General features: G+C 61.7%; 12 protein-coding genes. All 12 read right to left on the bottom strand.

Features of this window, described 5'->3' with window-relative positions; translation table 11 throughout:
- Positions 1 to 19 precede the first annotated feature (19 nt).
- On the bottom strand, positions 20 to 1,042 hold the full coding sequence (locus tag G9X67_RS32350; protein WP_171600592.1) for an ABC transporter substrate-binding protein: 1,023 nt from the start codon (positions 1,040 to 1,042) through the stop codon (positions 20 to 22).
- 1 nt (position 1,043) lies between these two features.
- Positions 1,044 to 2,087: a LacI family DNA-binding transcriptional regulator gene (locus G9X67_RS32345; RefSeq protein WP_138335028.1), complete on the bottom strand. Its 1,044-nt coding sequence runs from the start codon at positions 2,085 to 2,087 to the stop codon at positions 1,044 to 1,046.
- A 174-nt stretch (positions 2,088 to 2,261) separates the two neighbouring features.
- Entirely contained in the window at positions 2,262 to 3,695 is a 1,434-nt protein-coding gene (locus G9X67_RS32340; RefSeq protein ID WP_138335029.1) for an efflux transporter outer membrane subunit, read from the bottom strand.
- A gap of 150 nt (positions 3,696 to 3,845) precedes the next feature.
- The gene (locus G9X67_RS32335; protein ID WP_138335030.1) at positions 3,846 to 6,956 is read right to left on the bottom strand and encodes an efflux RND transporter permease subunit; all 3,111 of its coding nucleotides are present in this window, start codon (positions 6,954 to 6,956) and stop codon (positions 3,846 to 3,848) included.
- Between the two features lie 48 nt (positions 6,957 to 7,004).
- Positions 7,005 to 8,216, bottom strand: a complete 1,212-nt coding sequence (locus G9X67_RS32330) for an efflux RND transporter periplasmic adaptor subunit (protein ID WP_138335031.1) — start codon at positions 8,214 to 8,216, stop codon at positions 7,005 to 7,007.
- A 169-nt stretch (positions 8,217 to 8,385) separates the two neighbouring features.
- Positions 8,386 to 8,988 carry a TetR family transcriptional regulator gene (locus G9X67_RS32325; protein ID WP_011653308.1) on the bottom strand — a complete coding sequence of 201 codons (603 nt, stop codon included), beginning with the start codon at positions 8,986 to 8,988 and terminating at the stop codon, positions 8,386 to 8,388.
- 108 nt (positions 8,989 to 9,096) lie between these two features.
- Positions 9,097 to 10,041: a phosphoribosylaminoimidazolesuccinocarboxamide synthase gene (locus G9X67_RS32320; RefSeq protein WP_138335032.1), complete on the bottom strand. Its 945-nt coding sequence runs from the start codon at positions 10,039 to 10,041 to the stop codon at positions 9,097 to 9,099.
- Positions 10,042 to 10,125: 84 nt separating this feature from the next.
- Complete coding sequence (locus tag G9X67_RS32315) at positions 10,126 to 11,871, bottom strand: SLC13 family permease (protein ID WP_171600591.1); 1,746 nt, start codon at positions 11,869 to 11,871, stop codon at positions 10,126 to 10,128.
- 103 nt (positions 11,872 to 11,974) lie between these two features.
- A complete protein-coding gene (locus G9X67_RS32310; protein WP_138335036.1) occupies positions 11,975 to 12,661 on the bottom strand; it encodes a phosphoribosyltransferase in 687 nt (228 codons plus the stop codon).
- Between the two features lie 14 nt (positions 12,662 to 12,675).
- A complete protein-coding gene (locus G9X67_RS32305) occupies positions 12,676 to 13,482 on the bottom strand; it encodes a pseudouridine synthase (protein ID WP_138335034.1) in 807 nt (268 codons plus the stop codon).
- Between the two features lie 157 nt (positions 13,483 to 13,639).
- Complete coding sequence (locus tag G9X67_RS32300) at positions 13,640 to 13,846, bottom strand: hypothetical protein (protein ID WP_012758797.1); 207 nt, start codon at positions 13,844 to 13,846, stop codon at positions 13,640 to 13,642.
- Positions 13,847 to 13,985: 139 nt separating this feature from the next.
- Entirely contained in the window at positions 13,986 to 14,324 is a 339-nt protein-coding gene (locus tag G9X67_RS32295) for a hypothetical protein (protein WP_017961927.1), read from the bottom strand.
- Positions 14,325 to 14,673 lie beyond the last annotated feature (349 nt).

The following is a 14,673-nucleotide window of genomic DNA, read 5'->3' as shown; positions in this document are numbered from 1 at the left end:
GCCAATTTTCACGCGGGCCTTACTGGCCGACCTTCTCGTTCCACGTCTTCAGCCAGCCGGCGCGATTGTCGAGGGCGACGGCTGATGGGATCAGCTTGAGGCTCTTGGCCGTTTCCTCGCCATAGGTGAGGTTGTTGGCGGCGGCTTCGGAAAGCTTGACCTCGCTGTTTGCCGGGCTGTCGATCAGCTTTTCGGCGAGTTTGGTCTGGATGTCGGTCGAGAGCCAGAAGTCCATGAACTGCAAAGCTAGATCCTGGTTCTTCGAGCCCTTGGTCAGCACCAGCACGTTCATGCCGCCGGTCTGGCCCTCCTTCGGCGTCGCCCAGGCGACCGGGACGTCGAGTTTGGTGAAGCCGGCCCATGAGAAACGGCCGATCGGCGCTGCCCAGATCTCCTCCTGCTGCATCAGTTGCACCAGCTGCGAGGACTTTTCGTAGAAGGTGACGATGTCGTCCTTCTTCTCGCCCAGCGCTTCGATCGGCCCCTTCAGATCCGGCGTGTCCTTGCCGAGCGCCAGGCCGAGCATATAGAGCGCCGGCGGGCCTTGGTTGGTGGTCACGTTTGGAAAGGCGACGTGGCCGACATATTCCGGCTTCAGAAGATCGGCCCAGGAGTCGATCTTCATCTTATCGGAGCGATAAGCAATCGAGGTGGCGTAGAAGGTGTAACCGACGCTCATGCCGTCACCGTTCGGATCCTTGGCGACGTCATAGAGCTTGGCGAAATCGGCGAGCTTCGCGGTATCGATCTTGTCGATCAGGCCGGCGCGCGAGGCGGCCAGCGCATCGGCCATGGAAACGGCGGCGAGATCGACGACCGGGTTGGCCTTGTTCGCCTCCATTTTGGCCAGACGCTCGACGCTGTTGCCGGTTTCGACCACGAGTTTGCAGCCGCATTTGGCTTCGAAGGGATCATAGACCAGCGTCTTGAAATCGTCCTGCGCAAAGGCATAGACGGAAATCGTCAGCGTCCGTTCTGCTGCGGCTGCGGTGAGCGGGCATAGGGCGGCGAGTGCTACCGAGGCAATGAGAGCCTTTTTCATCTTACATGTTCTCCATCTCTGAGGTTTTTGGTGCCGGGTTCGCAGGCCCGGATGATTGGCGGACGATCAGCTGCATGGCGACGCGTTCGATCTCCGCGGTAACGAGTACGCCCTCGCGGATGCTGCTTGTTCTTATGGTATCCACCAGCGCCGACACGGCAATCTCGGCAATCCTATCCATGTCCATCCGGACCGTCGTCAGCGACGGCGTGACAACAGATGACCAGATGAGGTCGTCGAAGCCGGTGACGCTGACGTCAGTGGGAATGTTGATGCCCGCCTGCTGCAACTCCGTCAGCGCCCGCAGCGCCTGCAGGTCGGACAGGGCCGCGAAGGCGGTGAAACCCTGCCTGACTTTTTCGGCGAGGCCGAGCGGGCAGCCGCTGCCGTTCTCCTTCTCCAGCCTGTCGATCCACAGCGTTTCCGAATGCATGCCGCGGCGCATGCCGGAGCGGATGCCGCCGGCACGGTCGTTCTGGACGTTGGATTCCTGATTGTTGCCGATGATGAGGATGTGGCGATGGCCGAGGCCTGCGAGATGGCCGGCGATTTCATGGCCGCCCTGCCAATGGTCGGCGGCAACGGTGTTGCCGGGCGTCGAGGGAGTGTCGATGACGGCGACCGGACAGGCGGCGGACGAGATGCGGGTGGCGCGGCGGGGAATGACGACCATGCCGTCGACGCCGCGCTCGACCAGCCGGTTGATCGCCTCGGTCTGGGCGGCGACATCACCGCGAGAATCGGCGATCAGCACGCCGTAACCTGCGGCGGAGGCAGCGAATTCGATCGCCTGCGCGATCTTCGGGAACAGCGGATTGGCGATATCGGGCAGCACCAGACCGAGAACGCCGCTGCGGCCGGTCCGCAGCGCCCGCCCCGCCTGGCTCGGGACGTAACCGAGCTCGGCTGCATGCTCACGGATTCTTTCGACCAGTTGGCCGGAAACCCGGCCCTTGCCGGAAAGCGCATTGGAGACCGTGGCGACGGAGACGCCGAGCGACGTCGCTATTCTGCTGAGGTTCGGTCCCGGGCGCGATGCTGGCATGATTGACGATCATTCTGATTAATCGTTTAATCAAAGTGATAGCTCAGCTTTTCCCGCCTGTCGAATCCGAATTCATCTTATGCGCAATTATTCGGTTACGGCACGCGGCGGACAAGAAAAAGCCCCGCGAGACGATCGCGAGGCTCTGTACTTTCAGATCGATTGAAGAAGTTGTCAGCCCTTGACAGCCACAACCTTCGCCGCCGGTGCGGTGGTCTTGCCGCCGGGGGCGAAACCGCCGCCGATTGCGATATTCAGCGACACGTAGTCCTTGGCCATCTGCTGGACGGCTGCGGCAAGGCTTGCCTGGGCGAGCGAAACCTGGCGCTGGGCGTCGAGAACGTCGAGCAGCGAAGAGGCACCGTCCTTGTAGGATGCGGTCGAAAGTTCGAGCGTTTCCTGTGTCGTCTTCACCTGAGCCTGAAGTGCCGAGACCGTGCGGGCGTCACGGCGGACGGCCGAAAGTGCATTCTCGACCTGTTCGATCGCGGTCAGTACCGTCGACTTCCAGTTGAGATAGGCCGCTGCGGCATTGGACTGCGCCGTCTTGACGCCGGCGCGCAGGGTACCGCCATCGAAGATCGGCAGGTTGAGGGTGGGGCCGAAGGACCAGGGCGTCAGGCCGCCGTGGATGCCACGCTGGTTGATGTAGGCCGGCGAGATCGAGCCGCTGAGCGAGATGCTCGGATAGAGCTGCGCCTGGGCGACGCCGATCAGTGCCGTTGCAGCTGCGAGGTCGCGTTCCGCCACACGGATGTCGGGACGGTTGCGGATCAGGTCGGCCGGGATGCCGGAGGTGATGCCGCCGCGGAATACCGGCTGGCCATAGCCCTTCAGCAGATCATCGACAAGGGTTGCGGCCGGCAGGCCGAGCAGCGTGGCGATGTGATGGGCCGAAATGCGGATGTTGGTTTCGAGGCCGGGAATTTCGGCGAGCGTCGACTGCACCAGGCCTTCGGCCTGAACGACGTCGAGACGCGAGGCGGCGCCGGCTTCCAGCTGGAACTTGGTCAGTTCGTAGGTTTCCTGACGGGACTTCAGGTTGGCCTTCGAAAGCGCCAGGCGCTGCTGATAATAACGAACGTCGATATAGCTGGAGACGAGGTCCTGCACGAGGGTCAGCTTGGCAACGTCTGCCGATGCGTAAGCAGAATCGAGCGAAGCGAGAGCGCTCTCGGTGTTGCGCTTGTAGAGGCCGAAAATATCGAGCAGCCAGGTCAGCTGTGCTTCGCCGCCGCTGGTGTTGCGCGTGTCGAACTGCGTGCGCAGCTCGCCCCTCTGGCCGCTGACCGTGTGCGAGGCGCCGACGGTCAGGTTGGGCAGGGCGCCGGCTCCTGCGACGGTGACGTTGGCGGAAGCCGCATTGATGCGTTCGATCGCCTGCTGGACTGACAGGTTCTGGTCGAGGCCGGACTGGACGAGGCCGTCCAGCTTGCGGTCTCTGAAGGCGCTCCACCAGGCCACGGTGGTAACATCGCCATCACTCTTGGTTCCACCCTCTCCGAATTTGGCGGGCAGCGGCATCTCAGGAGGAACATGATCCGGGCCCACAACGCAGCCCGACAACAATAACAATAATGCCGGTGTGGCAAAACGAAGAGATACCATTCATTTCATCCTGTACTCGAGCAAGTCAATTCTTGTCCAAAGCTTCATGCTTCACTATCGGCCGCCGCGCCTCGTTCTACCAAAAACACCATTCCGAAGCAGTCGGGCGCAATGTAGCAACGGGAACTGCATTATCACAGTGCATTTATATCACAGTCCTGCCGCATTTTTACCGCGTGTGGCAAAGATGCGTCGGATGACGACGAAAAACGACGGCACGAAGAAAATTCCGAGCATTGTAGCCGCCAGCATGCCGCCGAGAACGCCGATACCAATGGCATTCTGTGCCGCCGAGCCCGCGCCTGTCGCGATCGCCAGCGGCACGACGCCGAGAATGAAGGCAAGCGAGGTCATGATGATCGGCCGCAGCCGCAATCTTGCGGCTTCCAATGTCGCCTCGTAGAGCCCCATGCCGCTTTCCATGCGGTCCTTGGCGAATTCGACGATCAGGATGGCGTTCTTCGCCGCCAGCCCGATGGTGGTCAGCAAGCCGACCTTGAAATAGACGTCGTTCGCCTGGCCGAAGACCGTTGCCGCCGTCAGCGCCCCGAGGATGCCGACAGGTACCGCCATGATCACCGAGAAGGGGATCGACCAGCTTTCGTAAAGCGCTGCCAGGCAGAGGAAGACGACCAGCACCGAGATCGCGTAGAGCATCGGCGCCTGCGAACCGGACAGCCGCTCCTGATAGGAGATGCCCTGCCAGGCGACGGTATAACCGCCGCCGAGCTGATTGGTCAGTGCTTCCATTTCGTTCATCGCATCGCCGGAAGAAACCCCGGGAGCGGACGCTCCGTCGAGCGGAATGGCGCTGACGGCGTTGAAGCGGGCAAGCGAGGGCGCGCCCTTCACCCATTCCGTGCGGGTAAAGGCGGAGAAGGGCACCATTTCGCCGTCATTGTTGCGGGCGTACCAGTGGTTGAGATCGCTCGGCTGCATGCGGAAGGGCGCATCGCCCTCGACGTAGACCGGCTTGATCTCGCCGTTCAGCGTGAAGTCGTTGACGTCGCGGCCGGTGAAGATGATCGACAGCATCGAATTGACCGAAGCGATGTCGACGCCCATGGCGCCGATCTTTTCCTGATCGAGCACGATGCGCATCTGCGGCTCGACTTCCTTGTTGCTGCTGCGCAGCGCCACGATCTTGCCCGAGCTATTGCCCATCTGGATCAGCCGCTTGGAGGCGGCCGTCAGGGCGTCGTTGCCGTGGCCGCCGGTGTCGACGAGATACATGGAGAAGCCGCTGGACACGCCGAGACCCTGGATCGCCGGTGGCAGCAGCGCGAAGACCTGCGCCTCGCGGATCGCGAAGAAATTGCCAAGCGCCCGGTTGACGACCGATTGAGCGCTCAGCGTCGGATCGGTGCGTAGCGAGAAATCCTTGAGCTTGGTGAAGACGATGGCGCTGTTCTGGCCGGAACCGCTGAAGCCGAAGCCGAGCGCGCCGAATACGGAATCGACGGCGTCCTTCTCGTTTTCACGATAGTATTTCTCGACCTTCTCGACGACTGCCTGGGTCTGCTGCGTGGTCGAGCCCGGCGGTGTGGTGACGATGGTCAGCAGCACGCCCTGGTCTTCCTGCGGCAGGAATGAGCTCGGCAAGCGGGTGAAGAGATAGGCGCAGCCGGCGCCGACCAGAAGGAAGGCCAGCATGACGCGGATCGGCCGCTTCAGCAGATAGCCGATGGTCGTGATATAGCCGTTGGTCGAGCGCGTGAAGTTGCGGTTGAACCAGTCGCCAACGCGGTGCTTCCTGTGTTCGCCGACCGGCTTCAGCATCGTGGCGCAAAGTGCGGGCGTCAGCACGAGGGCGACGAGCGCCGACAGCAGCATGGCCGAGACGATGGTGATCGAGAACTGGCGATAGATGATGCCGGTCGAACCGCCGAAGAAGGCCATCGGAATGAAGACGGCGGTGAGGACGAGCGCGATGCCGACGATGGCGCCGGTGATCTCGCCCATCGATTTTTCCGTCGCCTCGAGCGGCGAAAGCTTTTCTTCGGACATGATGCGTTCGACGTTTTCGACGACGACGATGGCATCGTCGACAAGAAGACCGATCGCCAGCACCATGGCGAACATCGTCAAGGTATTGATCGAGTAGCCGGTGACCGCCAGCACCCCGAAGGTGCCGAGCAGCACCACGGGAACGGCAATCGTCGGGATCAGCGTCGCGCGGAGATTCTGCAGGAAGACGAGCAGCACCACGAAGACGAGCACGATCGCCTCGATCAGCGTGTGCACGACCTTCTCGATCGACAGTTCCACGAAGGGCGTGGTGTCGTAGGGATAGGTGATCTCGACACCTGCCGGCAGGCCGCGGCCGATGACCTCGAGCGCGGAGCGCACGCGGGCGGCGGTATCGATGGCGTTGGCGCCGATTGCAAGATTGACGGCGAAACCGGTCGACGGCTGGCCGTTGTAGCGCGAACTGCCGCCGTAGCTTTCCTGACCGATCTCGATGCGCGAGACGTCGCTCAGACGCACCGTCGCGCCGTCCTTTTCGACCTTCAGGATGATGTGCTCGAAATCGGCGACGGTGGTCAGCTGGCTTTGGGCGGTGATGGTGACGTTGATCTGCTGGCCGGGGATCGTCGGCTGAGCACCGAGCGAACCGACGGAGACCTGGGTGTTCTGCGCCTGGATGGCTGACGTCACGTCGCTCGGCGTCAACTGGTATTTCAGCAGCTTGAACGGATCGAGCCAGACGCGCATGGCGTATCCTGAACCGAAGACATTGATGCTGCCGACGCCTTCCAGGCGCTGAATCTGATCCTCGATCGAGGTCGACATGATATTGCCGAGGTCGACGGAGTTGCGCTTACCGTCGGTCGAAACGAGCGAGCCGACGAGAAGGATGCTCGAGGTCGAGCGGGTGACGCTGATGCCGGCATCGATGACGTCGCTTGGAAGCTGCGACTGAACCAGCTGCAGCTTGTTCTGCACCTGCACCTGGGCGATATCGGGGTCGGCGCTCGTCCCGAAGGTGAGCTGGATGCTGGCCGAACCCGTCGATGAGGTCGAGGTCATGTAGGTGAGGTCGTCGAGGCCGGTCATGCCGTCCTCGATGATCGTCGTCACCGATTTCTCGACAGTCTCGGCGCTGGCGCCGCGATAGGTGGCGTTGATGCGAACCGTCGTCGGGGCGATGTCGGGATATTGCGAGATCGACAGCGTGAAAATCGCCAGCAGGCCGGCGAGCATGATGGTGATCGCAATGACCCAGGCGAAAATCGGACGTCGGATGAAAAACTTGGCCATCGGTTGTTCCTGTGCGGCTGAGACGGTGACGATGCGGGCCTGCGGCGATTACTTCGCTGCGGGCTTCTGCGCGTCACCGGCCGCGGGCTGCTCGGCAGGCACGACCACGCCGGTGTCGTTGATCTTCATCGGGACCGGCTTCACCGGCATGCCTGAGGTGATCGATTGCAGGCCGCTGACGATCAGCTGATCGCCGTCCTTGATGCCTTCGGTCACGAGCCAGGAATTGTTGGAGGGCGAGCTGTTCTCGAAGGCGCGGGTTTCGACCTTGCCGTCGGCGGAAACGAACTGTGCCGTCAGCCGGCCGTTGGCGTCACGGCTCGTCGCCAGCTGCGGCAGCGCATAACCGGCCTCGGCGCCGAGCTCGACGGTTGCGCGGACATACATGCCGGGCAGTACGATACGGTCGGGATTGGGAAAGAGCACACGAATGATGAAGGTGCCTGTGGTCTCACTGACCACCTGTTTCGACATGTCGAGCTTGCCCTGCTGGTTATATTCCTTGCCGTTTTCGAGGATCAGGTGGAAGACGACATTGGCTTCGCCCTTGATGTCGCCGGCGGCCATCGCATCGCGCAGCTTCAGCAGGTTGGTGCTCGATTCCGTCAGCGAGATGTAGATCGGATCGAGCTGGCGGATCGTCGTCAGCGCCGTCGTCTGGTTGGCAGAGACAACGTTGCCGACATTAACGGCCGTCTGGTCGATGATGCCGTCGAAAGGGGCGACGATCCTGGTGTGGTCGAGGTCGATCTGTGCAGCGGACAGTGAGGCCTTCGCCGACTCGACTTCGGCCTTGGCCTGGAGCAGCGTCGTCTTGGCCGTTTCGAATTCGATCTGGGTGGCGCCGCTGCCGACGAGGCGCTGGTAGCGGTCGAGATTGCTTTCAGCGCTCGGCACGCTCGCCTGCGCCTTGGAAATCGCCGCCTTGGCCTGCTCGACGGCGGCGATATAGGGTGCATCCTCGATCTGGTAGAGAAGGTCGCCCTTCTTGATCTCGCCGCCGTCCTTAAAGGCGACCTCGCGGATCAGGCCGCTGACCTGAGGCCGGATATCGGCGGTCTGAAATGTCTCGGCGCGGCCGGGCAGGATCGTGGTGATCGGGAAGCTGCCCTTCGTCAGCGTGATGACGCCGACGGGGGCAGCCTGCTGCGCCCCGGCTGCACCCGCATTGCCGGCGGGCTTGGAGCCACTGTCGCTGCAGGCGGCGAGAAGGGCTGCGAATGCCAGGGCCGAGGAGATGAGGAGGGCACGCCGTATCATGCTGAATTCCTGTGCGGTGGCAATCGCCGTTCAATCCACGAGCTCGGGCCTGCGGGCTCGGCTTGAGCGAGCGCAGGCTTATATAGGCGTCAGGATTGGGTTGGCTTCAAATGCCGTTATCCGAATTTAAGAAAAGCTTTACGAAGTGACGTAATTCAGCAATCATCACTTAGCAAGCGCTATTTTGCAGTGCGGCATCGACGAAACACACGATTTTTTCGGCGCGGTGCACAAGGGTCTCCTTGTCGTCGCGAGCGATCAGGACAGGGTGCAGCACGCAGGCGAGGACGTCTGCAACGGTACGCGCCGCGCTCTCGGGATCGCGGCAATGATAACTTCCCTCCGCCATGCCTTCACGGATGATCTCGCCGAGCTTCGCCTCGATGCGGGCGCGATAGCGATTGCCGGCCTCGAGTTTGGCCTCGATCGTCGAAAGCACCATTTCGAAGATATAAGGGTTCTTCTGGATGTCCTGCAGGTGGCTTTCCAGCAGGCGCAGGATGAAGCGGAGCAGTTGTTCCTTTGGCGGCAGCTTCTCATCGAAGGCGGCGAAGCGCTCGGCGGCATCATCGAGATGACGTCCTGCGATCGCATCGACGAGCGCCACCTTGGAACGGAAATGCTTGAAGACATTGGCGGGCGACATGTGGAGCGCGCCGGCGATATCGGCGATCGACACCGCAACGAAGCCGCGCTCGCGAAACAGCATCTCCGCCATGGAGAGAATGTCTTCCCGCGTTTCCTCGGCCTTGCGTCTTGGCCTTCTTACCATTTGTTCCCCGCCGGGCTGAGCCCGATACCCCTTTTTGCCAATGCTAGCGCGATTGGAAGGAATGCCGCAAGCTGATGATCGGGCCGGCGGCTTTCGTCTGTCGCCATTTCAAGGGAAATAGGGAGCGAGGTTGTTTCGGACACGGGCAAGTGGCGTCTCGCCGCTATCGTCAGGAACGAAGCGCTCGCCGGTGATCGCCTCGTAGGCTTTGATATAGACGGCCGAGGTCTGCTCGATCAGTTCGGCGGGGATTTCCGGGATCTCGTCCTTATAGGGATCGCAGCGTTCCGCCACCCAGGCGCGGACGAAATCCTTGTCGAAACTTTCTGGGCGTTTTCCGGCGGCAAAGCTTGCCGGATAGCTTTCGGCAAGCCAGTAGCGACTGCTGTCCGGCGTGTGGATCTCGTCGGCGAGGATAATGTTGCCGTCACCATCGGTGCCGAACTCGTATTTGGTGTCGACCAGGATCAGCCCGTTTTTCGCCGCCATCTCCTGGCCACGGGCAAAGAGGGCGAGCGCATATGTCGACAGCGTCTGCCATTGTTCCTTCGTGAGAAGGCCGCGCGTGACGATTTCGGCCGGGGTCAGCGGCTCATCGTGGCCGCCGTCGAATTCCTTGCTGGTCGGCGTGATGACGGGTTCCAGCAGGATCTGGTTGTCGCGCATGCCGTCGGGTAGACGCATGCCGTACATCTCGCGTTCGCCCTTCTTATAAAGCGTCAGGATCGAGGTGCCGGTGGTGCCGGCGAGATAACCGCGCACGACGATCTCGACTGGCAGGATGTCGAGCCGCTTACCGATGACGACATTCGCATCGGGATAGTCGAGAACGTGGTTCGGGCAGATGTCCTTCGTCGCCTCGAACCAGTAGCGCGCTGTCTGCGTCAGTACCTCGCCCTTATAGGGGATGCAGGTCAGGATGCGGTCGAAAGCGCTCAGCCGGTCGGTGCTGATAATAATGCGGCGTCCGTCCGGAAGATCGTAATTCTCGCGCACCTTGCCGCGATAATAGGCCGGCAATTCCGGGAAATGGGCTTCGGAAAGAATTCGCACGGTGCTCGACTGTCCTTAATTATTGGGTGAAGACTTCCTGCTCTAGTTTCATTGCTGGGGAAGTCAAGCCGATCGGGTATCGCATCACAGCCAGAACAGACCGGTGAGAAGCAGGGCGAGGCCGTAACTTGTGACGGCAAGCGGCCAGCCGACGCGCAGGAAGTCACTGAAGCGGTAGCCGCCGATGCCCATTGCCAGCGTGTTGTTGTGATGGCCGAAGGGCGTTAGGAAATCGAGCGACGCTCCGGCGGCGACCGCGATCAGATAGGCGTCCGGCGCATGCCTGCCGGCTCTTGCGAATTCCAGTGCGATCGGGGTCAGGACGATTGCGACCGTCGCATTGTTGACAAAAGGCGTCAATGCCATGGCGAGGAAGAGGATGAGGGCGATGCCGAAGAGCGGATGGGTGATCGGCGCGACGAGGCTGAGCCAGCCGGCAATGGTTTCGGCAGCTCCGGTGCTTGCCACCGCCTGGCCGATCGGGATCATCGCCGCCAGCATGATGATGATCGGCCAGTTGAGATCGGCCATCGCCTGACGGATGTTGAGGTGATTGAGCAGAGCGAGCACGAGCACGACGCCGGCAAAAGCGATGTCGGGACGCAGGCCGGCCGCCGAGGCGGCGACGCCGCAGGCAAAGAGCGCGAAGGGCCGCCAGGATAGGAGCGGCGCCGGTTCGCTCGGTGCTGTCGAGGCGAGCGGCAGGCACTCGCTTTCCTCCAACGCTTCGCCGATTGCAATGCGCGGCCCCTCCAGCGTCAATATATCGCCGATCGACAATTGCAGGTCGAGGAAGCGGCCCTCGATGCGTGGCGCGCGCATGGAAAGGGCGGTGACCGCGATGCCGCGACGGTGGAAGACTTCGAGCGAGCGGACGCGCGAACCGACCAACGTGCTCTCCGGCATGACGACGGCTTCGACACGGGTGAAATCCGGCTGCAGGCCATGCGGATGGGCATCGGCGATCAGCGCCTGCGTGGCGGCAAGGCCGGCAAAGACCGCATCGGCGCCTTCGGCAAGCAGCACGTCGCCGGGTTCGATCACCGACTGGTCGAGCGGACCGAAGACGAAACTGTCGCCGCGGATCAGCGCATGCGGCTTGATACCGAAACTTGCCGGGCAATCGGAAAGCCGCACGCCGATCAGCGGCGAGACGTCAGGGATGCGACGCTCGACGACGATGCCACGCGTGGCCGGAGAGATCTTTACCGGTGTTTCGTCGGGTTCCGGAAACAGGCGCTGCACGCGAAAGGCGATGAGCAGAATGCCGGCGATGGCGACCGGCAGGCCGACATAGGCGAAATCGAAGAAGTGAAAGCCGGTTCCGGTCGCCTTGGCGAGTGCATCGCTGACGAGCAGGTTGGCCGGCGTGCCGATCAGCGAAACGAGGCCGCCGAGCAGGGCCGCGAACGAGACCGGCATGACGAGCTGGCGGCGCGGGATCGTCAGGACCGTGCCCAAGCGTAGCGCGACCGGCAAGGTGATCGCAAAGGCGCCGATATTGTTCATGAAGATGGACATGAAGCCGGCGAGCGCGGAAGTACCGGCGATGACCTTGAAGCCCGAAGGTCTTGCGGCCGCGAAACGGGCGGCGAGACTGTCGAAGAGCCTGGCGCGCGCCAACACCTGGACGATCAGCAGGATCTCGACGACGGTGATGACGACGGGACTGGCGAAGCCCGTGAAGATCTGCTCGGCGGGATAAAGGCCGAGCGCATGGCCGACAAGCAAGCCGGCGATCGAGACCACCTCGATGCGGATGCGATCGAGCGAGAAGAGAATGAGCATCGCCAGCAGAAGGATCAGCAGGGATGCTTGCTCGAACGACATGGGCAGATCCGTTGTTTCATCGATCAGGCGGGACTGTAATCGTTCCTCATGCGCTGTACAGAGGCGCCTTCAGGCAAAGATTGAACAATCCTCATATCTCGCGTCAGGCTGGTGGTGCCTGCCACCGGCCCGTGGCGTTCCGCTCCAGAATGGGGGTTGCGAAGACGCCGACGGTGCGCGCGCTCCATTGCGGCCCGGCGGCTGCGAGACTTTCGCGCCAGCGCTCCGATTGCAGCATGGCCGCACCGATGACGACGGGTTCGATGCCGCAGCCTGTCAGCAGATGAAGACCCGCGACGATCGAGGCGCCGCTGGAAATGACGTCATCGATGAGTGCGACGCGTCGTCCCTGAAGCAGCGGCAGCATGCGCGGATCGATATAGAGACGTTTCTGCTGTGTCGGCGTGGTGATGGAAGACAGGGCGACGGAGAGCTCGTCGCGATACCAGAATTTGCGCGAGGTGCCGAGCGGAACGTAGCGGCTATGGCCGAGCTTCTGCGCCACGGCGGCGGCCAGCGTCAGGCCGAGCGTCGGCAGGCCGGCGACGACATCGATGCGCATGGGCCTGATCTTCTCGGCGAGGCTTTCGGCGAGCGCATCGAGCACGGCGAAGCTCGCCTGGTTGACGATCAGCGAGGCGAGGGCCCGGTCGCCATCCGCCAGCTCACGGATCGGCAGGCGAAGCTGGCGGCCGTCTTCGAGCGTGGCGACGTAAAAGGAGGTGAACTCCCCATCGCCGGCAAAGGTGCCGGGCGGGTGAAGTTCCTGCCAGAAGTCGTGCGGCGCCATCTCCGTCACAGCAGTCAATTGCGTCTCGTCCTCTCCATGCCGGTTTTCCGGCGCAGTGCCTGCAATTCGGGTTCGGTCAGCGCACGCACGGTGCCTTTCGGCAGTTCGCCGAGTTCGAGTCCGCCGATTGCAACGCGCACGAGACGCAGGCATTCGGTGCCGAGCGCCTCCAGCATGCGGCGGATCTGGCGGTTGCGGCCCTCGTCGAGCTCGACCTCGATCCACGAATTCCTGTCGCCCTGGCGCAGGCGCCGCGCGGCGGTCGCCGTCAGCACTTCGCCGTCGTGGCGGATGCCTGCTGTCATGGCGGCTATGTCCTCGTCGTCCATGATGCGGTCGATCTGGACATGATAGGTTTTTGTTACATGGGTGACCGGATCAAGCAGGATCTGGGCGAATTCGGTGTCGTTGGTGAAAAGCAGCAAGCCCTCGCTCGCCTTGTCGAGCCGGCCGATCGGAGAGAGATGCGGGATGTCGAAATCCCTGAGACAATCATAGACCGTCGGCCTGCCTTCGGGATCGTGGCGGGTGGTGACGAGACCGCGAGGCTTGTTGAGCATCAGATAGATTTTCGCTTCGGCAGCGATGACGAGGCCGTCGATGCTGATCCTTGCCGTGGCAAGATCGACCCATGCGGAGGTATCGCTGACGGTACGGCCGTCAACCGCAACACGATTTTCGGCAATCAGACGTTCGGCCTGCGTGCGGGAGCAATAACCGAGTTTGGAAAGGGCACGGGGAAGGGTGACCCGCTTGGCCGCGGCGGTATCTCCGGGCTTTGTTCGTTCACGCGTCTTGTGCGGGGGGCGCCGCTCCCTCATTTGCCATCCTTATCCTGCTTTCGATGCCGTTTTCTTGGCATGAACGGCAGAAGGATGCCAGCAACGTGAATAAAAAACGAGGGGAATAAAGGCGCTGCAACAAGGGGTCAGCGCTTTGGATAAAGCGCCGTCACGGCTTTGTTAGGGTGGTGCTGCCTCAGCGGCAGACCATGAAACCGGCCAGTTCCTTGCGGCTGACGACGATGCCGGCGGCGGCCTTGACCGGGTCCGGATGTGTGTAGGACAGACTAGGCATTTCCGGCAGATCGAGTGCCTGGCGCATATTCATGATACCGACGGCATAGCGGCCATCGGCGCTGTCGACGCTGACTTCAATAATGCAGTTGGCCCTCTTGTTTTCCATGGTAGTCCTCCCTTCGTTTTTTATGTTCCCATAGCTGGCATTAAAAATTGGTTTTTCTAAGACATAAGCATTTACGCACCCTGCCGAAAAACGGATCGGCGGGTGCGCAAAAACTGGTTTATGGGTGGATATGGCGTGTTCAGCGCCACCAATGGCGAGGCTGCGGCTGAGAACTGCCGGAAAGCAGGTATCCGGCAAGAAAGCCAATGGCGCCTGCAAGCACCAGGGCAGTGGTCGTTGCGGTCGGATGCTCGCGGGCGGCGTCGGCAGCAGCCACACCTTCGGCCCGGATCTGGGCGACGGCGTTCTTTGCCCGGGGCAGGGCTTCGTCATAAACCTTGCCGGCGCGGCCACGCACTTCGTAATAGGCTTCAGCGCCCTGAGCGGAAATCATCTTCTGCAGGCGCGAGACTTCCTGTTGGAGTGCGGCGATGTCCTTGCTGACGGATGCTCTGATATCATCGGTATTGGCAGCCATGTCGGTCTCCTTCCTTCAATGGGAAAGACAACACCCAACTCGGTGATAGGTTCCGAAATCTCAGCCGCTGATTTGTGACGGAAATTTAAAGCTCGCCGGTCGGAGGCGCTTTAATCCTCCGTTAACCATAATTTCGCGCAAGATCCTGTTTTCTCGCTATCTTTCGATCGTTGAGAACGACGTTCCGATGGATTTTTGACCAGCCGGTAAAGGAATTTTCGGGAATCCGTCCCGAAAGGGCGCCCTGTGGATAATATCGACCGGCAAAAATGCCAGCCGAATCAACCTGTTACAAAAATGTCAAAAAACTTTGGTTGGGTGTGTTGACTGTTTCGGTGGGTTAGTTCTA

Source organism: Rhizobium sp. WYCCWR 11152 (genome assembly GCF_013087615.1).
GTDB classification, from domain to species: Bacteria; Pseudomonadota; Alphaproteobacteria; order Rhizobiales; family Rhizobiaceae; genus Rhizobium; species Rhizobium indicum.
This window is presented reverse-complemented; position numbering and strand designations above follow the sequence as displayed.